This is a genomic window from Mesorhizobium marinum, assembly GCF_040813675.1.
GTDB classification, from domain to species: Bacteria; Pseudomonadota; Alphaproteobacteria; order Rhizobiales; family Rhizobiaceae; genus Mesorhizobium_K; species Mesorhizobium_K marinum.
In genome coordinates, this window is record NZ_JBFOCI010000001.1 from 173,520 (window position 1) to 196,261 (window position 22,742).

Below are 22,742 nucleotides of genomic sequence, written 5' to 3' on the forward strand. Positions count from 1 at the left end.
CGCTAGTTTGCGAACCGGTGCAGCGCGATCGCTGACGCAGCGGCGACGTTCAGGCTGTCGAAGCCCGGCGCCATGCCGATGCGAACTGTCTGGAGGCGGCTCAGAAGCTCGTCTGGCAGCCCCGGACCTTCGGCGCCGAGGTAGAGGGCGAGGCGATGCGGCGGCGAGGCGTCGCGGATGTCGGTGGTTCCTGCTGGCGACAGCGCGATCTGGGTGAAGCCGTGGCGATCGAGCAGATCCACCAGCGAGCCCGCGCTCTCGACGGTCGCGAACGGCACCTTGAGCGCCGCCCCGACCGACACGCGTATCGCCTTGCGGTAGAGCGGGTCGCAGCAGGTCGCGTCGAGCAGCACGGCGTTGGCCCCGAACGCGGCCGCGTTGCGGAAGATGGCGCCGACGTTGTCGTGGTTCGAGAGGCCGACCAGCACCGGGACGACCGCGCGGGGCGGCAGCGACGCGATCAGGGCCTCGGCGTCGTCCTCGTGACGCCTGCGTGCGACCGCGAGAATGCCCCTATGGATGTGGAAGCCGGCGATTTCGTCCATCACGGACTGCGGCGCGACGTAAACCGGCATCGAAGGCGGGGCCTTGTGCAGCGTGTCGGTCAGGCCGGCCAGGCGCTTGTCCAGCACGAGCACGGATTCCGGTTCGAACCGAGCCGCCGAGAAGAGCACCTCGAGCACGACCTTGCCTTCCGCAACGAAGCGACCCTGGCGTCCGGCGAGGTCGCGCTCGCGGATCGAGAGATAGGCGGCAGCGCGCGGGTCGCCAGGGTCGTCGATGCTGATCAGGTTCATGCCCGACGTTTGATCGGTTTCCAGCGCGCCAGCAAGACCGAGTTTGCGACCACCGAGACCGACGAGAACGCCATCGCCGCGCCTGCGAACATCGGCGACAGCAGTCCGGTTGCCGCCAGCGGGATGCCGACCAGATTGTAGACGAAGGCCCAGCCGAGGTTCTGGCGGATGGTGCGTCGGGTCTTCGCGGCGATGTCGAGAGCGGCCGGGACAAGGCGCAGGTCGGGCCGCATCAGGGTGATGGGCGCGGCTTCGCGGGCGACGTCGCTGCCCGACGACAGGGCGATGCCCAGGCGTGCGGTGGCGAGCGCGGGGCCGTCATTGACGCCGTCGCCGACGAAGGCGACCGCGTCATCCTGCGCTTCCGAGAGCGACTTCAGCACGGCCACTTTCTGTTCCGGCATCAGTCGTGCATGGATCTCGTCGACGCCGACGGCATCGCCGACGGCCTTGGCAGCCGCCTCGTTGTCGCCGGTCAGCATCAGGGTCCGCAGGCCGCGCGCACGCAGTTCCGCGACTGCGGCTGCCGCCTCGGGACGCGGTTCGTCGGCGAAACGGATCGCACCGGCCAGCTTGCCGTCGACCAGCACGAAGGCGGTTGTTCCGCCGGCGCCAAGCCTGCTAGCCGTTGCAGCCAGTTCGGATGGGCTTGTCCCAAGTCCGATGGCAAGCGTCTCGTTGCCGACGGCGATCGTCCTGCCGTCGAAGATGCCGGTCAGCCCTTGTCCGGGAATGGCGCGGACGCCGGAGGCCGGCGCGACGTCGGCGCCCTGTTCGGCGACGTGCGCTGCGAGCGCCTTGCCGAGCGGGTGTTCGCTCCTGGCCTCGACCGACGCCGCCAGGGCGAGCAGGGCGGCTTCGTCGCCGTCAAGCGCAACCGTGCCGGCTACGGTCGGACGCCCGACCGTCAGTGTGCCTGTCTTGTCGAAGGCGACGGTGGTTATGGTGACAGCGCGTTCCAGGGTCTCGATGTCGCGGATCAGGATGCCGGCGCGCGCCGCCGAACCGGTACCGGCGACGAGCGCCGTCGGCGTGGCCAACCCCAATGCACAGGGACAGGCGATCACGAGGACGGCGATCGTCGCGGCAAGGCCCCCGGCGGGGTCGGCGAACGCCAGCCACCAGACAAGAAAGGTCGCAGCCGCCATGACAAGGATCACTGGAACGAAGACAGCCGATATGCGGTCGACCAGCCGCTGGATCGGCGCATCGCCAGCCTGCGCCTCTTCGACCAACCGCGCCATGCGGGCAAGCCTGGTGTCCTCGCCGACATTCGTCACGGTGACCTCGAGCGCGGCCTCGCCGTTGATCGTGCCGGTCAGGACGGGGTCTCCCTCGCCACGCGGTACGGGCAGGCTTTCGCCGGTGACCAGCGCTTCGTCGACCGAGGAGTGGCCGCTGAGAACGACGCCGTCGCTCGGGAACCGGGCGCCGGGCCTCACCAGCACGACGTCGCCGCGGTTCAGCGCCGTGGCGTCTACCGTGCGCGTGCCGCCGGGGGTGACGAGTTCGGCTTCCGCCGGCTGCAGCCGCCCTAGCGCCGCAAGCGCCGCGCCTGCGCCGCGCTTGGCGCGCGCCTCGATGTATTTGCCGAGCATGACAAGGGTCAGGACGACAGCGGCCGCCTCGAAGTAGAGATGTGCATGCGTGTTGCCGCGAATGACCTCGACCAGCGAGGCCAGGAAGGCGACGGACGTTCCGAGCGACACCAGGACGGCCATGTTGGCGCCGCCGCCGCGCACCGCATTGAAGGCTTCGCGATAGAATCGCGTGCCGGAGAGGAGGATGACGCCGGCAGCGAGGGCGGCCTGGGTCCACGCACCGATCCAGGCATGTCCGGTACCGAGCATCATCGGCATCGTTCCGATGACCAGCGGCATCGTCAGGAGTGCCGATCCTGCGAATCGGAGCAGCGTCTGCCGCTCCTCGGCGAGGCGAGCCGCCTCCCGGTCCGCGTCGTCGGCGCGGCGGCGCGCCTCGTCGGAACTCCTCAGCTTCGCGCCGTATCCGGCGCGTTCGATCGCTGCGATAAGTTCGTCCGGCGTGACGCCGTCGGCCAGGTCGAGCGTGGCGCGTTCAAGCGCCAGGTTGACCTCGGCGTCCTTGACGCCGTCGACGCGGGCCAGCGATTTTGCCACCCGCGAAGAGCAGGCGGCGCAGGTCATTCCGGAGATGTCGAGGGCGATGCGGCTCATGGCTGGATGCCCGAATCAGCGTTCGACGGAGGCTTCATAGCCGGCGGCTTCGACCGCGGCGATGAGTGTCGCGTCGTCGATTGCCGTGGCGGTCTCGACCGCCACGCGCCCCGATGCGATGTCGATCGACGTCGATGTCACCGCCGGGGTGGCCGCCAGCGCCGCGCGGATGGCGTTCGCGCACCCCCCGCAGTGAATGCCTGAAACCTTCAGATGGATGATCATGACAAAAGCCCTGTTTTCCGATTTTTTCGGAGATAGGGCTTCCAGTCACGGGAAGGTCAAGGCTGCGGCGAAAAATTTCCCGGGCCTGAAAAAATCAGGCTTCGCCGTAGAGCACGTCCAGCGTCTGCAGCATCTTCTTGACCGCGTCGGACCGGCAGGAGTAGTAGATCATCTGCCGGTCACGGCGCGTTTCAACGAGTTCGAGACCGCGCAGCTTGGCAAGGTGCTGCGACAGTGCCGATTGGCTCAGGGCGACCTTGTCGGCGATGGCGCCGACCGTCATTTCCCGATTGAGCAGATGAGCGAGGATCGCCAGGCGCTTTTCGTTGCTGATGAGGGAGAGGAATTCAGCGGCGGCTTCGGCGTTATCGAGCAGTTTCTTCGAAACCATCCTTCCTCCTGCGCCGATGTTCGTCACGGACGCCGAGGCGACAGTTGCGAATTTTCTGGCATTTTCTTCGCGGCTACGGGCAATTCCGGTCCGCTGGCAGAATGCAACCTAGCGTAAAGTTAGTGATTCTCAAGATGTCTCAATGCACGGCACGAGCGAAACTAGCTTTCTTCACGAACTGATGATCGCGCCGCCTTCGCCATCTCGACCAGCGCGGCGCGCAAACTTCCGGAATCCTTCAGCGGCTCAGCAAAAAACACCCGTCTGGACTGGTCGCCCGACACAAGGTCGAAACCCTCGACGTCGATGCCGGTCATGCTCCAGTCCCCGCCCTCCGCCTTCGCGAGATGTCGTGCATAGACCGCGATCGCATCGGCATGGTGATCGTTCATGTGGTCGAGGGCGCCCTGCTCGGCGCGGCTGACGTCGTCGGTCACCGGACCATGGACGATGAGGTCGTCTCGCTCCAGGAGATAGGCCTTGCCGAAGCCGCCGTTCAGGCTCGCCCGCTCCACGTCCAACCTGAAGAACGAGAAGTCGCCGAGGCCGACATAAAGCTTCGCCTTCGGATTGCGGTTCAGATAGCGCCGCCGTGCGCGCTCCTGCTCGGGTGTCCCCGGCAAGAGCCTCGCTGCGCGGCAGGTCAGCGCGATCCTCGGGTGGGCGAGGGGATCGCCTTTTCCAGGTTCCCCGACAAGCAGCGAGCAACGCGCATCGGCTAGGATCGCCTGCGTATGCGCGGCCAGTTGCGAAACGAGGATCAGCGGCGTGCCGTCGGCATCCGTCGCGACCCCGACCCGGCTTGCCAGCGGCGCGCCGGTCGTCGGGTCGAGCACGGCCAGGGAGCCGAAGCGCGCGGTCCGCACCAGCGTCTTGGCCAGCCTGATTGCGTCTGCGTCGGTCTCGCGGATGACGGTCGCGGGCTTGTCGTTCATTCCGGGCATCAAACTGGATGTCGTTTGTCCAGTTATTGCGCGGGCGGATCGATTGCACAAGTGTCCTTTGAGGCCGCCGCCCAGGGTTATGTTCAGGCTTCGGCGAGACTTTCGGGCTTTTCGGCCGGGACGAGGTCGGCATGGCCGATCTCGCCGGTGAAGCGCGCGGCTGCGCCGGGCGCGAACTCGACTGCTAGAATGCGGTCGAGATCGACCGGCCGGGGCATGGAAACCTGACCGCGGGGGACGCGCTTGAAGCCGAGCGGGCCGTAGTAGGGTTCGTCGCCGACCAGCAGGACCGCCGGGACGCCGGACTTTTCGGCTGCCTCCAGCGCCATCGCCACCAGGCGCCGGCCGATACCGAGATTCTTGAAGGCAGGCCGCACCGCAAGCGGACCCAGAAGCAGGCCGCGCCCTTTCCCCGCGGCGATGGGGGTCATGCGCACCGAGGCGATGACCGCGCCGCGGTGGATGGCGACGAAAGAGCGCGAGCGGTCGTGCGGGCCGCCTTCGCGGATCTTGTAGGCTGCGCGGGCGAAGCGTCCGGGTCCGAACGCTTCCTCGTTAAGGTGTTCGATCTCGGGATCGTGCTCGGAGCATTCCGGCAGATAGGTCACGTCAACAGTCATTGTCTCGTCCGGTCGAGGAAGAAGGAGTGTGCCGCGAATGCGCGGCGAGCCATCGGCGCCTTTTAGGCGCGATCCTCCATTCGTCGTCGGTTGATCCGGATTGCGAGCATGAAGCGCCGGCTAGCATCATTTTGGGATGCCGTCTACGGGCTTCATACCGGCGGGTGACGCAGTGTCACCCCGACCGATCCTGTGCGCGGGCGATCTGCCGCGCTACATGGAGCGGGAAGGAAGGATTGAACGATGGGACTTCTGGTAGACGGCAAGTGGGTCGACCGCTGGTACGACACCAAGACATCGGGCGGCAGGTTCGTGCGCCAGGACGCTGTCTGGCGGGACTGGGTTACCGTAGACGGGGAGGCGACGGGCGGGAGGGAACGCGGCTTCAGGGCGCAGCCCGGCCGCTACCATCTCTATGTCTCGCTTGCGTGTCCCTGGGCACATCGCACCTTGATCTACCGCAAGCTGAAGAAACTCGAGGACGTCATCTCCGTGTCGGTCGTCCACTTCCATATGGGCGAGGACGGCTGGACCTTCCTGGCCGAGGACGGCGCGACGGGCGACACCCTCTACGGCTCGGGGTTCCTGCACCAGATCTACACCCGTGCCGACCCGGCCTATTCGGGCCGTGTAACGGTGCCGGTGCTCTGGGACAAGCAGGAGCAGACGATCGTCTCCAACGAGTCCTCGGAGATCATCCGCATGCTGAACACGGCCTTCGACGAATGGGGAGACGCGTCGCTCGACTTCTATCCCGAGGCGCTGCGGGCCGAGATCGACGCGGTCAACGCGCTCGTCTACCCGGCCATCAACAACGGCGTCTACCGGGCCGGTTTCGCGACCACCCAGGACGCCTATGCGGAAGCGTTCGGCGACCTCTTTTCCGCCCTCGACCAGATCGAAGGTCGGCTGTCGGCGCAACGCTATCTGGTCGGCAATGCCCTAACGGAGGCCGACTGGCGGCTCTTCACCACGCTCGTCCGCTTCGACCCTGTCTATGTCGGGCATTTCAAGTGCAACCTGCGGCGGATCGCCGACTATCCGAACCTGTCGAACTATCTGCGCGATCTCTACCAGGTGCCAGGCGTGGCGGAGACAGTCGACTTCCACCACATCAAGTCGCACTACTACGGCAGCCACAAGACCATCAATCCGACCGGCGTCGTTCCGATCGGCCCCGAGATGCACCTTGAGGCGGCGCATGACCGGGCCCGCTTCGGCACGGCCTGATCGTTCTACCAGTCAGGCGAAGCCGGAGCGTCGTGGAACACTTCGGCGATGCGCCTCAGGGTGGCGGGCGTGGTCGCCTCGGGCAGCCGGTCGAGCGGGAAGAAGCCCGCCTCCGCGATCTCGCGGTCCGGCCGCTTCGGGGCGGTTTGCCGGCTGTCTTGGATCAGGTAGAGGGCGACGTGGTCGCGCCGGCTTGCCTGGCGGTTGAAATGGATCGACCTGAGGATTGGCGCGCCGGTCAGTTCGATGTTGGCTTCCTCGGAAAGCTCACGGCGCAGCGCCTCCAGCACGGTCTCGCCGACCTCGACACCGCCGCCCGGAAGCTGCCATCCCGGGACGTAGGTGTGGCGGATCAGGAAGACGGCGTTCCGCTCGGCGTCGTGGACAAGGCCGCGCACGCCGAACGTCACCGGGCGCGTCAGCCGGAAATAGAGGTGGAACAGGCCTGCCCGCAGGCCAGGCCAGCCGGTCTGGCGAAAGCGATCGTCCTCGGTTGCGTTCATTCGGCCGTCTCCGGGTGGAAAGCACCTGCTGCCTATCCTACAAAGGCACGATGTTCAGGCTCGCCCACCTCTCAGATGTTCATCTCGGTCCACTGCCCGACGTAACCTATCGGGACCTCGCGTCCAAGCGCATGGTCGGCTATGTCAACTGGCAGCGCAGCCGTCGCCATATCATGCATGATGGCGTTGTCGGCTCCATCACCGACGACATAGAGGCGACGCTTGTCGATCACCTGACCGTCACCGGCGACCTGGTGAACCTTGCCCTCGACGCGGAAATCGAGCTTGCCAGGCTCTGGCTCGAGACGCTCGGCGCGCCCGCGAACGTCTCCGTGGTGCCGGGCAATCACGACGCCTACGTGCCGGGCGCCTTCGACAAGGTCTGCCGCGCCTGGGGCCCCTGGATGACGGGCGACGGCCTCAATGCGCCGGTCGACCGGCATTCCTTTCCCTATCTGCGGGTGAGGGGCCGGGTCGCGCTGATCGGGGTGTCGTCGGCGAGGGCTACCGCGCCCTTCATGGCCAACGGCTATTTTCGCGAGGACCAGTCGCATCGGCTGGGACGGCTGCTCGACGAGGCGGAAAGGCGCGGGCTGTTCCGCGTGGTCATGATCCACCATCCGCCGGTGCGCGGCGCGGTGGCGCAGCACAAGCGGCTCTTCGGCATCGGCAATTTTCAGAAGACGATCCTGCGGCACGGCGCCGAACTCGTCCTGCACGGCCATTCGCATGACCCGACGCTCTACTGGATCCGCGGCAAGCGGCACAGCCAGGTTCCGGTTGTCGGCGTCGCCGCCGGCGGCCAGGGCATCGGCGGCTCGCATCCGGCGGCGCAATGGAACCTGATCGAAATTTCGGGCGACCCGGGCGCATGGCGCCTGGAACTGATCCGCCGCGGGCTGTCGGGACCGACGATACCGGTCGGCGAACTTTCACGGGTGGACCTGATGCGAAGGCCGGCGCCGCTCGAAACAGTGCGCCACACCAGTTGAGGCGTTACGGGGCGGAGCCGAAGGCCGTCAGCAGGCGGTCCCACAGCGCCATCGCCGAGGCGATCAGGCCGACCAGCGCGCCGGCCGCGACCAGCCCAAGTCCGGACAGGAAGGCGGGCCATCCGCCGCGCCTGACGACCGTCTCCGGCTCGGCGTCCGGCCGGATCAGGCCCGGCACGGCCGGCTCGGCGCCGCCGTCCATCAGCCGCTCGCGTTCGATCATGCGCTCGGCGATGTAGCGGGCGACCTGATCGGCGACCGGCTTGATCGACAAATCCTCGGCGAGCACGACACGGCCGGCGCGCGTATCCCTGACGAAGCGGTACGTCCGCCGGTCGCGGGCCATGGCGACATGGCTCACCGCGTCGATCCAGAGCCGGGGCTGCAGGCCGGACGAGATGGTGAAGTCGAACAGGTCGATGTCGGCCGGCACCTGCTCGAAAAGCGGCGCCAGTTCGGCCGCCATCAGTTCCAGCCGCGTGCGGCTCGCCTCGCGCAGTTCGACGACCACGTCCTCGCGGTCGGCGGCCGCGTTCTTCACCTCGCGCAGGACTTCGCCGAGCCTGCGCTCCTGGGCGGTCCACTGCTGGCTCTCGGCATTGTCGGTCATGCTGGCGGCTCCGGCCCGGCGGGCCTGGTTAACAAACCGCTAACATACCCCGTTTTCCACGGGCGGCTCAAGCGGCGCGCGCCTGAGCCGCCCTAAGGTCATCGTCCCTGCAGGATCCGGTTGGCCGCGGAGACCACGGCTTCGAGCGAAGCCGCGACGATGTTGGTGTTGATGCCGGCGCCGAAAAGGCGTCCGCCGGGATGCTCGATCTCCATGTAGCAGATCGCCGATGCATTCGAGCCGCGCTGGATAGAATGCTCGGAATAGTCGAGCACCGACAGGTCGATGCCGACATGGCGCGAAAGCGCATCGACGAAGCCGTCGATAGGGCCGTTTCCGGTACCGGTGATCGTCATTTCCCGGCCGTTGTCGACGATCGTCGCCTCGACGACGCGGCGGCCCTTCATCACCGTATCCGGAAAGGTCTGGTGATCGACGAACTTCAGCCGCGCCCCGGGCTGATCGACGTAGCGTTCGAGGAAGCGCTCGTGGATGCGCTTCGGCGACACTTCCCTGCCTTCGGCGTCGGTGATCTGCTGGATGTCCTGGCTGAACTCGACCTGCAGTGAGCGCGGCAGGTTGAGCCCGTAGTCCGCCTGCAGCACATAGGCGATGCCGCCCTTGCCGGACTGCGAGTTGATGCGGATGATCGCCTCGTAGCTGCGCCCGACGTCGCGCGGGTCGATCGGCAGGTAGGGCACCTCCCACAGCGGCTTGTTGGCGACCTTGATCGCCTTCATGCCCTTGTTGATCGCATCCTGGTGCGAGCCGGAAAAGGCCGTGTAGACCAGTTCGCCGACATAGGGGTGGCGTTCGGGAATGGCCATCTGGTTCGAGTATTCGTAGACCTCCTTGATCCGCTCGATGTTGGAGCAGTCGAGCTCGGGGTCGATACCCTGGGTGAACATGTTGAGCGCCAGCGTCACCACATCGACATTGCCGGTGCGCTCGCCGTTGCCGAACAGCGTGCCCTCGACGCGGTCGGCGCCGGCCATCAGGCCGAGTTCGGTCGCCGCGATCCCGGTTCCGCGGTCGTTGTGCGGGTGCAGCGAGATGACCAGGCTCTCGCGGTTGTCGAGATTGCGGCACATCCATTCGATCTGGTCGGCATAGATGTTGGGCGTCGCCATCTCGACCGTCGATGGCAGGTTGATGATCAGCTTGTCGTCCGGCGTCGGCTTCACGATCTCGGCGACCGCGTTGCAGATCTCCAGCGCAACCTCCAGCTCGGTGCCGGTGAAGCTCTCCGGCGAATACTGGAAGCGGTAGCCGCCGCCTGCCTTGGCGGCCATGTCGGTGATCATCTTGGCGGCGTCGGTGGCGATCTGCTTAATGCCGGCTACGTCCTTGGCGAACACCACCCGGCGCTGCAATTCGCTGGTCGAGTTGTAGAAGTGCACGATCGGCCTGTGGGCGCCCTGCAGGGCCTCGAAGGTGCGCGTGATCAACTCGGGGCGGCACTGCACCAGTACCTGCAGCGACACATCCTCGGCGACGTTGCCTTCCTCGATGGCCCAGCGGGCGAAATCGAAGTCGGTCTGCGAGGCCGACGGAAAGCCGACCTCGATTTCCTTGAAGCCCATGTCGAGCAACAGCTGGAACATGCGTGCCTTGCGGTCGTGGCCCATCGGGTCGACCAGCGACTGGTTGCCGTCGCGCAGGTCGACCGAGCACCAGACCGGCGCCTTCTCGATGCGTTTCGAAGGCCAGGTCCGGTCGCTCAGGCCGACCATCGGGTAGGGTTGGTACTTGCGCGCGGCGTCGGGCATGCCCTTGCGCGCTGAATTCTCGATCTTTGCGTCCATCTTGATCTGCTCCCGGCGGCTGCCTCCACGGCAGACCACGCCTAACTAGTCTTCATGCTGAAACGGAACTGAAAGGAGCTGGCGGCGCAACGCGGCTTGATCGACCGCCGGGCGCTCCTCAACGGACCCGGCGATCGCCGATAAGACCGAGGAGCAGAAGCGTCGAGGACAGCGCGCGCAAAGTCTCAGCCGCGAAAGCGGGCTGGCTGGACTTGGCTATGGCCTGGCGCGTGGACATGGCGGTCTCATACAGGAGAGGCGGCCAGGAGGCAAGGCGGATCAGGGATGCACCCAGCGCGACACCAGGCGCGCCAGCGAAGGACCGAACGCCAGGACGATGAGCAGGCGCGCGCTCTGCAGCGCGAGGACGAAGGAGATGTCGACGTTCTCGGACGCCGCGGCGATGATGGCGACGGAATCGAGACCGCCCGGGCTGGTCGCCAGATAGGCGGTAAGCGGGTCAATCCCGAGCTCGTGGCTGATGAACCACGCAAGCCCCGCGCAGAACGCCATCAGGGCGATGATCGAGGCGATGATCTGCGGCAGCGCGCGCAGCGCGTGGCGCAGGATGCCGATCGTGAAATTGAGGCCGATCGACCAGCCGATAAGCACATAGGCGACGGCGAGCAGCCATTCTGGAAGCTGCATCGGAACGTCGAGGCCAAGGTGCAGCGTGGCCGCAAGGATGGTCGCCCCGAGGAAATAGGGGGAAGGGAGCCGGGCGAGCCGACCGAGAAATCCGCCGGCGACCGCCATCGCCAATGTGGCACCGAAGGCGGTCGCATCCAGGGCCGGAAACCAGACATGCGGCTGGGGTTCGACGCCCGAGGTGCCGACCCACAGCCGCGCGACGAGCGCGGCGGCGATCGAGACCATGATGACCCGCAGATACTGCATGAAGGCGACGAGGCGCACGTCGGCCCCGAAAGCGCCGGCCATCAGCACCATCGCGGTGGCGCCGCCTGGCGCGGATCCCCAGACGGCGGTCGCTCCCGGCAGAACCCTGAGGCGGCTGACGAACCAGCCGAGGAAGCTCGATGCGGCGAGCGTCGCCACCACGACTGCCGTGAAGAGCGGCCAGTCGTCCAGGAAAGCGGCAAAGATCGCCGGCGAGATGGAAGCCGCGACAAGGCAGCCGACGACGGCCTGGCCGCCGGCGAAACCGGGCGCGGGGACGCGGATCGTCGCGCCGTTGGCGCCGGCGACGATCGCCGCCAGCATCGGACCGATCAGCAGGGCGGCCGGCAGGCGCGCGGCTTCAAGGGCGGCGGTGAAAAGGAGCGACGCCGCGAGCAGCACCGCCCATTGCCCGGCGGGACGCCAGGTCGACAGGCGCGGCGCTGGGTCCGAGGGCGCCGGATCCACGGCTAGGCCCAGCGCGCCCGCTGGCGCCGCCGTGCCCCAGCCGACGTGTCGCTCGTGCAGGCTGGCATCGGCTCAGGCAAACGGCACCGCGCTCGTGCCCGGCGGCAGCTTGGCTTCGTCGTCGGGCTCGACGTGGATGGTGATGCGCACGCTCGGGATTTCGGCGCGCAGCGCCTCCTCGATGCGGTCGCAGATCACGTGGCTCTCGCGCACGGCCATGTCGCCGTCGACGATCAGATGGAACTCGATGAACGTTGCGCGGCCGGCAATGCGCGTCTTCAGGTCGTGCACCTCGATCGCGCCCTTCGAATGGGCGGAAATGATGTCGCGGATGCGGATGTGCTCTTCGGTGCTCACCGCCTTGTCCATCAGGCCGTTCAGCGACTCGCCCATGATCTTCCAGCCCTGGACGAGGATGTTGATCGCCACGAGGCCGGCAAGCAGCGGGTCGAGCAGGGTCCAGCCAGTCAGCACGGACAGCACCAGGCCACCTATGACGCCAACCGAGGTCAGCACGTCGGTCATCAGATGGTGCCCGTCAGCCTCCAGCGCCGGCGACTTTGCGCTGCGGCCCTGGCGGATCAGCACGAACGCCCAGATCGCGTTGAGGCCTGCGGCCAGTCCGTTGACGACAAGCCCTTCCCAGGGGCGCTCCATCGTGCGCGGATTGCCGAAGGCTTCCAGCACCTGCGACATGATGAGCAGCGCCGCGACGATGATCATCACGCCTTCGAGGACCGCCGCGAAGTATTCCGCCTTGTGGTGGCCGTGCTGGTGGTCGCGGTCGGCCGGCATGTGGCTGATCTTGATCGCCCACAGGGCGGCGATCGCCGTCGCCACGTTGACGATCGATTCAAGGGCGTCCGAATAGAGCGCGACGGACCCGGTGATCCACCAGGCGAACAGCTTGAGGCCCAGCACGGCAAACGCCACGGCGATCGACCATGCGGCAAGGCGCGCCACCTTTCGCTTGGTGGCGCTGGATGGCGACGCGGAAGTCATCGTACGCTAGGCCGCCTTGTCCTTTGCCTTGCGCGGCAGATGCGCAACGACATTCTCGATCATGCGCATGCCGGCGTTCTGTCCGAGCGTCATGATCGATTCAGGGTGGAACTGGACCGCGGCGACCGGTTCCTTGCGGTGCTCGAAGGCCATGATGACGCCGTCCTCCGTCTCGGCCGTGACGATGAAGTCTGCGGGCAGCCGGACCGGGTCGGCGAAGATCGAGTGGTAGCGGCCGACGGTCACCTCCTTGGGCAAGCCCGAAAAGATCACGCCGGGCTTCGACACCCGGATGCGCGAGGGTTTGCCGTGCATCGGCACGTGCAGTTGCCGCAACTCGCCGCCATAGGCCTCGGCGAGCGCCTGCAGGCCCAGGCATACGCCGAAGATGGGCAGGTCGCGGTCGCGCGCCTTCTTGATCGTCGCGGCGCAGTCGAAGTCCTTGGGCAGGCCAGGGCCGGGCGACAGCACGACAAGATCGGGCTTGAGCCGGTCGAAGATCTCCTCGGGGACCGGCGAACGCACGGTGGAAACGCTGGCGCCGGTCTGGCGGAAATAGTTGGCCAGCGTGTGGACGAAACTGTCCTCGTGGTCGACGAGCAGGATGTTCACGCCGTCGCCGACCTTCGCGGTCTGGCGTTCGGAGGCTGCGGCATTGCCGGTCCTTGCGTCACGGATGGCGGAGAGCATGGCAGACGCCTTCAGTTCGGTTTCGGCTTCCTCTTCCTCGGGCACGCTGTCGAACAGCAGCGTCGCGCCGGCGCGCACTTCCGCGATGCCGTCCTTTACGCGGATGGTGCGGAGCGTCAAGCCGGTGTTCAGGTCGCCGTTGAAGTGCACCATGCCGATCGCCCCGCCATACCAGGCGCGCGGGCTTTTCTCGTTCTGCTCGATGAAGCGCATGGCCCACAGTTTGGGCGCGCCGGTGACGGTCACCGCCCAGGCATGGCTCAGGAAGGCGTCGAAGGCGTCCATGCCGTCGCGCAGGCGCCCCTCGATATGGTCGACCGTGTGGATGAGGCGCGAATACATCTCGATCTGGCGCCGGCCGATGACACGCACCGAGCCGGGCTCGCAGACTCTGGACTTGTCGTTGCGGTCGACGTCCGAGCACATGGTGAGTTCGGACTCGTCCTTCTTGGAGTTCAGCAGCTTGATGATCTGCTCCGAGTCGGAGATCGCGTCGTCGCCGCGCTTGATCGTGCCCGAGATCGGGCAGGTCTCGACTCGGCGGCCGTTGACGCGCACGAACATCTCCGGCGACGCGCCGATCAGGTACTCGCCCTCGCCGAGGTTGATGAAGAAGGAATAGGGCGAGGGGTTTATCTGCTTGAGCTTGCGCGAGATGTCCGCCGGCGCGTTCTCGCAGCGCTCGTAGAACATCTGTCCGGGCACCACCTCGAACAGGTCGCCGCGCCGGAAGCTCTCCATCGCCCGGGTGACCAGCTTTGCGTATTCGCCGGGTTCATGGTCGCCCCGCGGCGGAATGCGGTCGGACGGCGCGAAGGGCTTTCGTTCGCCGTCGCGCGGCAGGCCCGCGGTCGAGAATCCGTTGCCGGAATAGTCGTAGCGGTCGTGCCAGGCCTTGGCCTGGTGGTGGTCCACCACAAGGATCTCGTCAGGCATGTAGAGCACCAGGTCGCGCTGGCTGTCGGCGCGCTTCAGCGCGTAGTCGACCGGGTCGAACTGGAAGGCGAGGTCGTAGCCGAAAGCCCCGTAGAGGCCGAGATTGGCGTCCTGGTCGGTGTGGAAAAGAGCAGTGATCGCCCGCAGCACGGTGAATACCGAGGGAACGCGGCTGCGTTCCTCCTCGGTCACGATGCGATCGGGCTCGGCCACCGTCAGCGCCAGCCGCTGTCTGGTTGTCTGGGTAAGCGTCGCTTCCTTCAGCGCCGAGAGAGCCTTGCCGATGATCGGCAGCAGAGCCTCGCCGCGGGCGTTCAGCGCCTCGATGCGCATCGCCCGGCCACGCGCGGAGATGACCAGTGGCGGATCGATGATGGCGGTGTCCCAGCGGGTGTAGCGGCCGGGATACTCGTAGTTCGAGGAGAATACCGCGCCGCGCCGGCTGTTGAGTCCCTCGATATAGGCGTCGATGGCGCCGGCATAGGGCGTGTCGTGGCGGTCGCGGGTGATCGTGACGCCGCCTCCGGTGACGAAACGTTCCACCCCGTCTTCAAGCACTTCGATCGTCATCCCCGTCTCCGTTCTGCCCTGGGACCCGGAAAGCACCTGAAAAACAAATGGCCGCCCGGAATTCCGTTGCGGCCACATAATCTCTCGCGCGCACGCGCAGTCAGGCCGCTGTCAGCAGGCCCACCACCAGAGCATCGCGTTCGAAAGCTTCGACATGAATTTTCCTTAGCGGCGAACCGCCGGCCACGCAACCGGATTCGCGCCGGCGGCATCGAACGGTTGACGACGGGGTGCGGCCACTTGACGCGGGCGCTGGCTGTGTCAATCTTCACTGAGAAGAAAAAAAACAAACTGAGCGGAAAGCTCTGTCCCCAGAGAGGAGGCGGGACGGTTTCCGCTCCGGGGAGCGAGACACGGGACCGGCGCCGCAACAAGGCGCTCTTGAGGAGGGGACTTCAGCATGACATCTATCGCGACGGACGGCGGCGCCCTTCGGGGCGGCCAGTTGCACAGGACCATCGATTGGCGGGGCGCCTTCTGGGTCGCCAGCGGCGTGCCAGCGCTGGTCCTGTTCTCGATCGGCGGCATTGCCGGCACCACCGGCAACCTTGCCTTCGCCATCTGGATCGCCTCGGTGGTCCTCGGCCTGATCCAGTCCTTCACCTATGCCGAGATCGCCGGCCTCTTCCCGTCGAAATCAGGCGGCGCGTCGGTCTATGGGGCGACGGCATGGCTGCGCTACTCGAAGTTCATCGCGCCGCTGTCAGTCTGGTGCAACTGGCTCGCCTGGACGCCGGTGCTGTCGCTCGGCTGCTCGATCGCGGCGGCCTACATCCTGAGCGCGCTTGCTCCGATACCGGGCTTCAGCGAAGCCTCGCCCGAGGTCGCGGCGTGGCTCGCCGATCCGGCCAATGCCGGCAAGGCCGCTGCCGACGCGGTCGCGTCGCTGACGGCCGCCGGCACTCCGGCGATCCGCGACTGGACGCTCTACAGCGGTTCGCTCGGTCCAGTCAGCTTCTCGCTGAACGCCGTCTTCTGGATCGGCGTGATCCTGATGCTGATCGTCTTCTCGATCCAGCACCGCGGCATTCTGGGCACCGCCAACGTGCAGAAGTTCATCGGCCTTGTGGTCATCATCCCGATGCTGATCGTCGGCATCGTGCCGATCCTCACCGGCCAGATCAACTGGGACAACTATTCGCCCTTCGTGCCGCTGGCCGAGGCCTATGCGCCCGAACCCGGCGAATGGAACATCGCCGGCTGGACGCTGGTGTTCGGCGGCATGTTCATTGCGGCATGGTCGGCCTATGCGTTCGAGACCTCGATCTGCTTTACCAGCGAGTTCAAGAACCCGGCACGCGACACGGTGAGGGCGATCCTCTATTCCGGCCTGCTCTGCCTCGTCCTCTACAGCATCGTTCCGTTCACCTTCCAGGGCGTGCTCGGCCTCGAGGGCATGCTGGCCGGGCCGATCGTCGACGGCTCCGGCGTCGGCCATGCGATGGCCGAGATGGTCGGCGGTGCGGGCATCGTCACCTCGATCATGATCATGCTGATGATCCTGGCGCTGATGCTGGCGATCATGACGGCGATGGCCGGCTCCTCGCGTACGCTCTACCAGGGTTCGGTGGACGGCTGGCTGCCGAAATACCTCAGCCACGTGAACCCGCACGGGGCGCCGACGGCGGCGATGTGGACGGACCTCGTCTTCAACCTCGGCCTGTTGGCGATCGCCGCGGCCGACGCGACGAGCTACTTCTTCATCCTCGCCGTCTCGAACTGCGGCTACATCATCTTCAACTTCCTGAACCTCAACGCGGGCTGGATCCATCGCATCGACAACGGCCACATCCCGCGGCCGTGGAAGGCGCCGACGATCTTCATCGCGGCGGGCTGCATCCTGTCCTTCGTCAACGCGATGTTCATGGGCGCCGGCGCCAAGGTCTGGAATCCGTGGGCGCTGTGGGCCGGCGTCATCGCAGCGGCGCTGATCATCCCGGTGTTCTGCTACCGCCACTACGTGCAGGACGGCGGCAAGTTCCCGCCGCACATGCTCGACGATCTCGGCCTCAAGGAAACCGACCTGGCGGTGCGCAAGGCCGGCATGCTGCCCTACCTGACGCTCGTCGCCGGCGTCGTCGTGGTGCTGGTCGCGAACTGGATCTTCGTCATCTGACGACGACGATTGCGGAGATTGCGCGAGAGCCCGGCTGGTCCGGGCTCTTCACGTTCAGTCCTCCAGCGCGCCGGCCTTCGGGCGGGCGCTGCGTGCCTCGCCGATCAGCTTGATGATGTCGTCACCGGCGCGGCCCGAGCGTTTCGACACGCGCGTCAACACGTAGCCGGCCTGCGGCGCAAGGATGTCGATCGACCCGTCCGGTTCGCCGGGCGTGTGGACGATGGTCGCCAGCCTGGCCCCCTTGCGGACGCTCCGGCCCGGCTCGACGTGAAAGAGGATGGCGCCGGCGCGCGGCATGGAGATCAGTTCGACGCGGTCGATGGGCGCCGCGACGCCCGAGAACTTTCGGGGGCGGGCGGCCTTGGCGTCGCCGATCACGCCCCGGGTGGCGAGCAGCCGGTAGATGCCCTCGGCGTCGGTCCGTGCATACCGGTCGTAGACGTCCGCCAGACCGCGAAACTCGACGGTGGTGACGACGCGGCCCTCGAGAGGGGCCTTTTCGGCTGGAAGCTGCAGCCAGGGATGGATCGCTGCTTCCTCGAAGGCGGCGCCGGACTCGCCGTCCCACAGGATGACGGCCTCGACGCCCATTGCGGCTGCACAATCCTGCATTGCCGGCCAGAGCTGGGCCGGAACGTAGAGGTAGGGCACGCCCTCGTCGTCGCAATGCAGGTCGAGAACGATGTCGTGACCGACCGAAAGCCCGACCAGCAGCCGCTTCAGGTGCACGTCGACGGTGGCGTTGCGCGGCGGCGGGGGCAGGGCGGCCTTGTCAGGCCGGTCGAGCAGGGGAAAATCGCGGTTGAAGTTGGTGCGGGTGCCGAGGTGGAAGCGGCCCTCCAGTTCGCCGAAGACATATTGCGCGCGGCCGACCGGGTTGGCGGCCGGAACTATGGTGATGTCGCCGAGGATGCGTCCCTCGGCTTCCGCCGCGCGCAGCTTCGGCATCAGCGCGTGGATGGCGACGACGCCCGGCAGTTCGCCGGCATGCAGCGCCGCCTGGATGTAGGCCGAGGGCGCGGTCTTTGACGTTCCCTTGAAGCGGAACACGGTGAGTTCGTAGGACACGCCCTCGGTGTCGCCGGCAAATTTTTCGATTGTCGTCTTCATTGAGGGCCTCCTGTGCGGTCGTGGACCATGCCCGTTGCCGTGGGCGGGTGCAATGGGGGCGCCTGCGTCCACTCTGTTTCGCTCACGGCCGGGCGCTCTGGTCGCTCGCTGGCCTCCGGGGGGGTACGCGCCATTGGGCGCGATGCCCGGCGCGCTTTGCGGCCAGCGACCTCTCGGCAAGCCCCGTCAACGCCCAAGGCGGCGTTCCTAGGCTTGACCAACGCATAGCTCGATGGTTATACGTCAGATCAATAGCCAACGGGTTATCGATGTCCGACGCGCACGACCTTCTGTTCAGGGCGCTTGCCGACCCGACGCGGCGGGCCATCTTCGAGCGTCTCTGTCGCGAGGGCGAGCAGACGGTCGGCGCGCTGACGGCAGCGGCCGGGGTGTCTCAGCCGGCGGTCTCGAAGCATCTCGGCCAGCTGAAGCAGGCGGGGCTGGTCAGCGACCGCCAAGCCGGCCGGCAGACCCACTACAGCGCCCGCACCGGCGCGCTGGCCCCTCTGGTCGACTGGACGAAACAGATGGGCAGCTTCTGGGAGAGGACGTTCGACGATCTGGAAGACCTGCTGAAAAGGATGGACCAGTGATAGACACCGAAACGCGCTCCGTCGTCGTCGAGCGCGAGATTCCCTATCCGCCGGAAAAGATTTGGCGCGCGCTGACGCAACCACATCTGATCGAGGAGTGGCTGATGAAGAACGATTTCAAGCCGGTCGTGCACCATCGCTTCAGCTTGAGCGCCGACTGGGGCGGCGTCGAATGCCAGGTGCAGGCGCTCGTGCCGAACAGGACGCTGACCTACAGTTGGGACACCAAGGACCTCGAAAGCGTCGTCACCTGGACGCTCACCCCGACGGACAAGGGAACGCGGTTGCGCATGGAGCAGGCAGGTTTTCGCGCGGACCAGCAAGCCTACTTGCGGGGAGCGACCGTCGGCTGGCCGCGGTTCCTGGACAGGCTGGAAGAGGTGCTGGCGCGGACGGACTGACGCCGGCCATCGCACAAAATTTGAGAACACCCCGCCCGTTCGACCGCGGCGTCGCACCGGCGACCCCGGCCCCGCCATTCAAGCTCAAGTCAAAAGGCAGTCTTTCCGATGAACATCCTGCTCTGGATCCTGCAGATCCTTCTCGCCCTGCACACCGCCATCGGCGCGATCTGGAAGTTTTCCAATCCCGCGCAAAGTCTGCCGTCGCTCTCCGCGATCCCGGCCGGCGGCTGGCTGGCGCTCAGCATTATCGAACTCGCCTGCGTGGCGGGCCTGGTCGTCCCGCTGCTCTACAGGCCGCTCGCCGTGCTCGCTCCGATCGCCGCGCTCGTGATCGCCGCGGAGATGGTTTTGTTCTGCGCCCTGCACCTTGCGTCCGGTGATCCGGCACACGGCCAGTTGATCTACTGGCTTGTCGTGGCCGCCCTGTGCGCGTTCATTGCCTATGGGCGATTGGTGCTGAACCCGCTTTAGAGGAATTTCCGACATGGCCGGCGAGACAAGTTCAAGGACGACCAAGCGCACGCCGCCTCAATTGGCCGACGCGAAGCCGGTTCTACGGCCTCGACGGCCGGCACTGGTTCCTCGGCATTCATGTGTTCGCGAGATACATCAAGGTCGCGTTCTTCCGGGGCGCCGAGATGGAGCCGCCGCCGCCGGTCGCCTCGAAGCAGAAGCATGTCCGGTACTTTCACATCCACGAGACCGATGAACTGAATGAGAAGCAGTTTTCGGATTGGGTGAAACAGGCGAGCAAGCTGCCGGGCGAGAAGATGTGAGGGGGTGTTCGTCCGGGAACGTTGTTGCGTCGGATCGGCTAAAGTCGGGGAGCTTCTGACAACGGGAGGTCCACTTGTCCGAGGAACAGGTCAATGTCCGCTACATGGTGCGCGACGTGCAGGCGTCGGTCGACTGGTATGTGACGCATCTCGGATTCCAGCAGATATCCAATGCTGCGCCTGCTTTTGCCGACGTGAGACGCGGAGCGCTCAGGCTGCTGCTGAGCGGAGAGAAAAGTTCCGCCGGCCGGCCGATGCCGGATGGTCGACGTCCGGAACCGGGGGGCTGGAACCGGTTCGAGCTGGTGGTGGCCGATCTCGCGGCCGAAGTCGAACGCCTGCGGTCCCGCGGCCTGACATTTCGCAACGACATCGTAACCGGCCCGGGAGGCTCGCAGATCCTGCTGGAGGATCCGTCCGGCAATGTCGTCGAGCTGTTTCAACCCGCAGCGCGACCATAGGCTGATGCGGAAAGGCGGTCATGAAGCCGGACACCAATGGGGAGCCCTCTCCTGCTCAACTGATCGACGCGAAGATTGCAGCCCTCGGCGGCTGGCGCGGCGAGACGCTGGCCAGGTTGCGGGCGATCATCCGCTCGGCCGATCCGGGGATCGTCGAGACGGTGAAATGGCAAAAGCCGACCAACCCGTCGGGCGTACCCGTGTGGGAGCATCACGGCATCGTCTGCACCGGCGAGGCCTACAAGGACAAGGTGAAGCTGACCTTCGACAAGGGCGCGGCGCTGGACGATCCCAAGGGGCTCTTCAATTCAAGCCTCGACGGGAAGCAGCGGCGCGCGATCGATGTTTTCGAGGGGGATGAGATCGACGCGGCGGCGCTGACGGCGCTGGTGCGGGCGGCGGTGAAGAAGAATTTGGGAGAGTAGGGGCGTCGGCCGCGCTACTCCTTCACCGCGCCGGTCATCGACGAGACATAGTGCTCGACGAAGAAGGAGTAGAGGATGACGACCGGCAGCGAGCCGATCAGGGCGCCGGCCATCAGCGCGCCCCATTCGTAGACGTCGGAGCGGACGAGTTCGGTCAGCACGCCGACTGGCACGGTCTTGTTCTCCGAGGACTGGATGAAGGTCAGCGCGTAGATGAACTCGTTCCAGGAGAGCGTGAAGGCGAATATGCCGGCGGAGATGAGGCCCGGCACCGACAGCGGCAGCACGATCTTGGTGAGGATCTGCCAGCGGCTGGCGCCGTCGATCAGCGCGCATTCCTCGAGTTCGTAGGGGATGGAGCGGAAATAGCCCATCAGGAGCCAGGTGCAGAACGGGACCAGGAAGGTCGGGTAGGTCAGGATCAGCGCGAACGGGGTGTCGTAGAGGCCGAGCTTGAAAACCATCACCGAGAGCGGGATGAACAGGATCGAGGGCGGCACCAGATAGGCGAGGAAGATCGCCAGTCCCACCTGGCGCGAACCGGTGAAGCGCAGCCGCTCGATGGCGTAGGCGGCGAGGACGGCGGCGAGCAGCGACAGGAAGGTCGAGCCAACCGAGATCAGGACGGTGTTCCACAGCCAGCCGGGATAGGAGGTATCGAACAGCAGGTAGCGGATGTGCTCCAGCGTCGGCTCGACCACCCAGAACGGACTGAAGTCGTTGAAGTTGGTCATCTCGTTGTTCGGCTTCACCGCCGTGATCGCCATCCAGTAGAACGGGAACAGCAACACGAAGACGAAGACGAGCAGCGGCAGCCAGACGGTGACGATGCGGCGCGGCAGGCTTTCCAGGTAGCCCATGCCGCCTTCGTCGCCACCCTTTGGGCCGGCGGCGTGCTTGCGGACTTCGGTCACGGCCATCTCAGTCGCCTCCGCCCTGCTGCCATTTCCTGCGCTGCAGCCCGAAATAGGAGAACAGGATGGCGGCGAGCAGGAACGGGATCATGGCGACAGCGATCGCCGCGCCCTCGCCGAGCAGGCCGCCCGATATGCCGCGCTGGAAGGAGAGCGTCGCCATCAGGTGGGTGGCGTTGACCGGGCCGCCGCGCGTCAGCACGTAGATGAGCTGGAAGTCGGTGAAGGTGAACAGCACCGAGAACGTCATGGTGATGGCGATGATCGGGGTGAGAAGCGGCAGCGTGACATAGCGGAACAGCTGCCAGCGGCTGGCGCCGTCCAGCGTCGCCGCCTCGTAGAGCGACTGCGGGATGGTCTGCAGGCCGGCCAGCAGCGTGATGGCGACGAAGGGAATGCCGCGCCAGACGTTGGCGGCGATGACGGAGGCGCGCGCATTGGTGGGGTCGCCGAGGAAGTTGATGCGCTGGTCGATGATGCCCATCTCGATCAGCGCCCAGGAGATGATCGAGAACTGCGAATCGTAGATCCACCAGAAGGCGATGGCCGACAGCACGGTCGGCACCACCCAGGGCAGGAGCACGACCGCGCGGAAGAAGGATTTGACCGGAAGGTTCTCGTTGAGCAGCAGTGCCAGCCACAGGCCGAGAACGAATTTCAGGATCGATGCCGAGACCGTGTAGAGCAGCGTGTTGAAGACCGAGAGCCAAAAGACGCTGTCGTCCCAGAGATATTCGTAGTTTTCCAGGCCGATGAAGATGCCGGGGCGGCCGATTCTGGCATCGGTGAATCCGAGCCAGACGCCGAGCCCCAGCGGATAGGTGAGGAAGACCAGAAGCAGGGCGGCTGCCGGCAGCATGAAGCCGAAGGAGAGAAAGCCACGGCTTTCGCCGAGGCGCTTTGCGAGCGGCTCGGCGGGCTGGTCGGCTGCGGTGTCGGAGGTGGCCATCGGCTCCTCGGTTTTCGATTGACGTCCTGCTCCCGGCTTGCGGCAGCGTTGCCTGGCGGGACGGGGTGGCGCGGCGCTCACCCTGGAAAGCGCCGCGCCACCCCGCGTCCGTCCCG

Annotated in this window: 23 protein-coding genes and 1 pseudogene; 9 read left to right on the forward strand and 15 right to left on the reverse strand. The window is 66.2% G+C overall.

Annotated elements, in window-relative coordinates:
- Window positions 1–2: 2 nt before the first annotated feature.
- The 6 genes from ABUE31_RS00875 to ABUE31_RS00900 all read right to left on the reverse strand — a co-directional run bounded on the left by ABUE31_RS00875 (window position 3) and on the right by ABUE31_RS00900 (window position 5,172).
- Window positions 3–797: a TrmH family RNA methyltransferase gene (locus ABUE31_RS00875; protein ID WP_367721585.1), complete on the reverse strand. Its 795-nt coding sequence runs from the start codon at window positions 795–797 to the stop codon at window positions 3–5.
- On the reverse strand, window positions 794–2,992 hold the full coding sequence (locus ABUE31_RS00880; RefSeq protein WP_367721586.1) for a heavy metal translocating P-type ATPase: 2,199 nt from the start codon (window positions 2,990–2,992) through the stop codon (window positions 794–796). Before ABUE31_RS00880 ends, ABUE31_RS00875 begins: the two co-directional genes overlap by 4 nt.
- Window positions 2,993–3,007: 15 nt before the next feature.
- On the reverse strand, window positions 3,008–3,217 hold the full coding sequence (locus tag ABUE31_RS00885; RefSeq protein WP_367721587.1) for a heavy-metal-associated domain-containing protein: 210 nt from the start codon (window positions 3,215–3,217) through the stop codon (window positions 3,008–3,010).
- A gap of 94 nt (window positions 3,218–3,311) precedes the next feature.
- The gene (locus ABUE31_RS00890) at window positions 3,312–3,608 is read right to left on the reverse strand and encodes an ArsR/SmtB family transcription factor (protein ID WP_367721588.1); all 297 of its coding nucleotides are present in this window, start codon (window positions 3,606–3,608) and stop codon (window positions 3,312–3,314) included.
- A gap of 161 nt (window positions 3,609–3,769) precedes the next feature.
- On the reverse strand, window positions 3,770–4,543 hold the full coding sequence (locus ABUE31_RS00895) for a HugZ family pyridoxamine 5'-phosphate oxidase (RefSeq protein ID WP_367721589.1): 774 nt from the start codon (window positions 4,541–4,543) through the stop codon (window positions 3,770–3,772).
- A 92-nt stretch (window positions 4,544–4,635) separates the two neighbouring features.
- On the reverse strand, window positions 4,636–5,172 hold the full coding sequence (locus ABUE31_RS00900) for a GNAT family N-acetyltransferase (RefSeq protein WP_367721590.1): 537 nt from the start codon (window positions 5,170–5,172) through the stop codon (window positions 4,636–4,638).
- 243 nt (window positions 5,173–5,415) lie between these two features.
- On the opposite strand from ABUE31_RS00900, the gene ABUE31_RS00905 reads away from it, so the two are divergent.
- Window positions 5,416–6,402: a glutathione S-transferase family protein gene (locus ABUE31_RS00905; RefSeq protein WP_367721591.1), complete on the forward strand. Its 987-nt coding sequence runs from the start codon at window positions 5,416–5,418 to the stop codon at window positions 6,400–6,402.
- A 5-nt stretch (window positions 6,403–6,407) separates the two neighbouring features.
- Here ABUE31_RS00905 and ABUE31_RS00910 read toward each other — a convergent pair whose 3' ends face one another.
- Complete coding sequence (locus tag ABUE31_RS00910; RefSeq protein ID WP_367721592.1) at window positions 6,408–6,905, reverse strand: NUDIX domain-containing protein; 498 nt, start codon at window positions 6,903–6,905, stop codon at window positions 6,408–6,410.
- A gap of 50 nt (window positions 6,906–6,955) precedes the next feature.
- Here ABUE31_RS00910 and ABUE31_RS00915 point away from each other — a divergent pair, with 50 nt between their 5' ends.
- Window positions 6,956–7,897 (forward strand): metallophosphoesterase family protein, encoded by a 942-nt coding sequence (locus ABUE31_RS00915; protein ID WP_367721593.1) that lies wholly within the window; start codon window positions 6,956–6,958, stop codon window positions 7,895–7,897.
- A gap of 4 nt (window positions 7,898–7,901) precedes the next feature.
- Here the strand turns inward: ABUE31_RS00915 and ABUE31_RS00920 are convergent, their stop codons facing one another.
- From ABUE31_RS00920 to ABUE31_RS00940, 5 genes are all read right to left on the reverse strand, one after another.
- Complete coding sequence (locus ABUE31_RS00920; RefSeq protein ID WP_367721594.1) at window positions 7,902–8,507, reverse strand: hypothetical protein; 606 nt, start codon at window positions 8,505–8,507, stop codon at window positions 7,902–7,904.
- Window positions 8,508–8,605: 98 nt separating this feature from the next.
- Window positions 8,606–10,276 carry a 2-isopropylmalate synthase gene (leuA, locus tag ABUE31_RS00925; protein WP_437344073.1) on the reverse strand — a complete coding sequence of 557 codons (1,671 nt, stop codon included), beginning with the start codon at window positions 10,274–10,276 and terminating at the stop codon, window positions 8,606–8,608.
- Between the two features lie 315 nt (window positions 10,277–10,591).
- The gene (locus ABUE31_RS00930) at window positions 10,592–11,677 is read right to left on the reverse strand and encodes an AbrB family transcriptional regulator (protein ID WP_367721596.1); all 1,086 of its coding nucleotides are present in this window, start codon (window positions 11,675–11,677) and stop codon (window positions 10,592–10,594) included.
- Window positions 11,678–11,749: 72 nt separating this feature from the next.
- Window positions 11,750–12,679: a cation diffusion facilitator family transporter gene (locus ABUE31_RS00935; protein ID WP_367721597.1), complete on the reverse strand. Its 930-nt coding sequence runs from the start codon at window positions 12,677–12,679 to the stop codon at window positions 11,750–11,752.
- A gap of 6 nt (window positions 12,680–12,685) precedes the next feature.
- The gene (locus tag ABUE31_RS00940) at window positions 12,686–14,875 is read right to left on the reverse strand and encodes an anthranilate synthase (RefSeq protein WP_367721598.1); all 2,190 of its coding nucleotides are present in this window, start codon (window positions 14,873–14,875) and stop codon (window positions 12,686–12,688) included.
- A gap of 400 nt (window positions 14,876–15,275) precedes the next feature.
- On the opposite strand from ABUE31_RS00940, the gene ABUE31_RS00945 reads away from it, so the two are divergent.
- Window positions 15,276–16,991, forward strand: coding sequence for a trimethylamine N-oxide permease (locus ABUE31_RS00945; protein WP_367721599.1), 1,716 nt, complete (start codon window positions 15,276–15,278; stop codon window positions 16,989–16,991).
- Window positions 16,992–17,045: 54 nt separating this feature from the next.
- Here the strand turns inward: ABUE31_RS00945 and ABUE31_RS00950 are convergent, their stop codons facing one another.
- Complete coding sequence (locus tag ABUE31_RS00950; RefSeq protein WP_367721600.1) at window positions 17,046–18,104, reverse strand: succinylglutamate desuccinylase/aspartoacylase family protein; 1,059 nt, start codon at window positions 18,102–18,104, stop codon at window positions 17,046–17,048.
- Window positions 18,105–18,373: 269 nt separating this feature from the next.
- Between ABUE31_RS00950 and ABUE31_RS00955 the strand changes: the two genes are divergently transcribed.
- The 6 genes and pseudogenes from ABUE31_RS00955 to ABUE31_RS00980 all read left to right on the forward strand — a co-directional run bounded on the left by ABUE31_RS00955 (window position 18,374) and on the right by ABUE31_RS00980 (window position 20,763).
- On the forward strand, window positions 18,374–18,697 hold the full coding sequence (locus ABUE31_RS00955; RefSeq protein WP_367721601.1) for an ArsR/SmtB family transcription factor: 324 nt from the start codon (window positions 18,374–18,376) through the stop codon (window positions 18,695–18,697).
- Window positions 18,694–19,098: an SRPBCC family protein gene (locus ABUE31_RS00960; RefSeq protein WP_367721602.1), complete on the forward strand. Its 405-nt coding sequence runs from the start codon at window positions 18,694–18,696 to the stop codon at window positions 19,096–19,098. The genes ABUE31_RS00955 and ABUE31_RS00960 overlap by 4 nt, the downstream gene beginning before the upstream one ends.
- 108 nt (window positions 19,099–19,206) lie before the next feature.
- Complete coding sequence (locus ABUE31_RS00965) at window positions 19,207–19,572, forward strand: DoxX family protein (protein WP_367721603.1); 366 nt, start codon at window positions 19,207–19,209, stop codon at window positions 19,570–19,572.
- An 83-nt stretch (window positions 19,573–19,655) separates the two neighbouring features.
- Window positions 19,656–19,877: pseudogene (locus ABUE31_RS00970) on the forward strand (DUF1801 domain-containing protein); the annotation flags it as partial.
- 74 nt (window positions 19,878–19,951) lie between these two features.
- The gene (locus ABUE31_RS00975; protein ID WP_367721604.1) at window positions 19,952–20,338 is read left to right on the forward strand and encodes a VOC family protein; all 387 of its coding nucleotides are present in this window, start codon (window positions 19,952–19,954) and stop codon (window positions 20,336–20,338) included.
- Between the two features lie 20 nt (window positions 20,339–20,358).
- Window positions 20,359–20,763, forward strand: a complete 405-nt coding sequence (locus ABUE31_RS00980; RefSeq protein WP_367721605.1) for a DUF1801 domain-containing protein — start codon at window positions 20,359–20,361, stop codon at window positions 20,761–20,763.
- Between the two features lie 14 nt (window positions 20,764–20,777).
- Here the strand turns inward: ABUE31_RS00980 and ABUE31_RS00985 are convergent, their stop codons facing one another.
- Both ABUE31_RS00985 and ABUE31_RS00990 read right to left on the reverse strand, forming a co-directional pair.
- The gene (locus ABUE31_RS00985; RefSeq protein WP_367721606.1) at window positions 20,778–21,683 is read right to left on the reverse strand and encodes a carbohydrate ABC transporter permease; all 906 of its coding nucleotides are present in this window, start codon (window positions 21,681–21,683) and stop codon (window positions 20,778–20,780) included.
- Window position 21,684: 1 nt separating this feature from the next.
- On the reverse strand, window positions 21,685–22,536 hold the full coding sequence (locus ABUE31_RS00990; protein ID WP_367722492.1) for a carbohydrate ABC transporter permease: 852 nt from the start codon (window positions 22,534–22,536) through the stop codon (window positions 21,685–21,687).
- Between the last annotated feature and the right edge of the window lie 206 nt (window positions 22,537–22,742).

What these genes read in the sequence shown, in the direction of transcription:
- ABUE31_RS00875 (WP_367721585.1), bottom strand. Translation starts at nt 797, where the DNA reads ATGAACCTGATCAGCATCGACGACCCTGGCGACCCGCGCGCTGCCGCC.
- ABUE31_RS00880 (WP_367721586.1), bottom strand. Translation starts at nt 2,992, where the DNA reads ATGAGCCGCATCGCCCTCGACATCTCCGGAATGACCTGCGCCGCCTGC.
- ABUE31_RS00885 (WP_367721587.1), bottom strand. Translation starts at nt 3,217, where the DNA reads ATGATCATCCATCTGAAGGTTTCAGGCATTCACTGCGGGGGGTGCGCG.
- ABUE31_RS00890 (WP_367721588.1), bottom strand. Translation starts at nt 3,608, where the DNA reads ATGGTTTCGAAGAAACTGCTCGATAACGCCGAAGCCGCCGCTGAATTC.
- ABUE31_RS00895 (WP_367721589.1), bottom strand. Translation starts at nt 4,543, where the DNA reads ATGAACGACAAGCCCGCGACCGTCATCCGCGAGACCGACGCAGACGCA.
- ABUE31_RS00900 (WP_367721590.1), bottom strand. Translation starts at nt 5,172, where the DNA reads ATGACTGTTGACGTGACCTATCTGCCGGAATGCTCCGAGCACGATCCC.
- ABUE31_RS00905 (WP_367721591.1), top strand. Translation starts at nt 5,416, where the DNA reads ATGGGACTTCTGGTAGACGGCAAGTGGGTCGACCGCTGGTACGACACC.
- ABUE31_RS00910 (WP_367721592.1), bottom strand. Translation starts at nt 6,905, where the DNA reads ATGAACGCAACCGAGGACGATCGCTTTCGCCAGACCGGCTGGCCTGGC.
- ABUE31_RS00915 (WP_367721593.1), top strand. Translation starts at nt 6,956, where the DNA reads ATGTTCAGGCTCGCCCACCTCTCAGATGTTCATCTCGGTCCACTGCCC.
- ABUE31_RS00920 (WP_367721594.1), bottom strand. Translation starts at nt 8,507, where the DNA reads ATGACCGACAATGCCGAGAGCCAGCAGTGGACCGCCCAGGAGCGCAGG.
- leuA (WP_437344073.1), bottom strand. Translation starts at nt 10,276, where the DNA reads ATGCCCGACGCCGCGCGCAAGTACCAACCCTACCCGATGGTCGGCCTG.
- ABUE31_RS00935 (WP_367721597.1), bottom strand. Translation starts at nt 12,679, where the DNA reads ATGACTTCCGCGTCGCCATCCAGCGCCACCAAGCGAAAGGTGGCGCGC.
- ABUE31_RS00940 (WP_367721598.1), bottom strand. Translation starts at nt 14,875, where the DNA reads ATGACGATCGAAGTGCTTGAAGACGGGGTGGAACGTTTCGTCACCGGA.
- ABUE31_RS00945 (WP_367721599.1), top strand. Translation starts at nt 15,276, where the DNA reads ATGACATCTATCGCGACGGACGGCGGCGCCCTTCGGGGCGGCCAGTTG.
- ABUE31_RS00950 (WP_367721600.1), bottom strand. Translation starts at nt 18,104, where the DNA reads ATGAAGACGACAATCGAAAAATTTGCCGGCGACACCGAGGGCGTGTCC.
- ABUE31_RS00955 (WP_367721601.1), top strand. Translation starts at nt 18,374, where the DNA reads ATGTCCGACGCGCACGACCTTCTGTTCAGGGCGCTTGCCGACCCGACG.
- ABUE31_RS00965 (WP_367721603.1), top strand. Translation starts at nt 19,207, where the DNA reads ATGAACATCCTGCTCTGGATCCTGCAGATCCTTCTCGCCCTGCACACC.
- ABUE31_RS00980 (WP_367721605.1), top strand. Translation starts at nt 20,359, where the DNA reads ATGAAGCCGGACACCAATGGGGAGCCCTCTCCTGCTCAACTGATCGAC.
- ABUE31_RS00985 (WP_367721606.1), bottom strand. Translation starts at nt 21,683, where the DNA reads ATGGCCGTGACCGAAGTCCGCAAGCACGCCGCCGGCCCAAAGGGTGGC.
- ABUE31_RS00990 (WP_367722492.1), bottom strand. Translation starts at nt 22,536, where the DNA reads ATGCTGCCGGCAGCCGCCCTGCTTCTGGTCTTCCTCACCTATCCGCTG.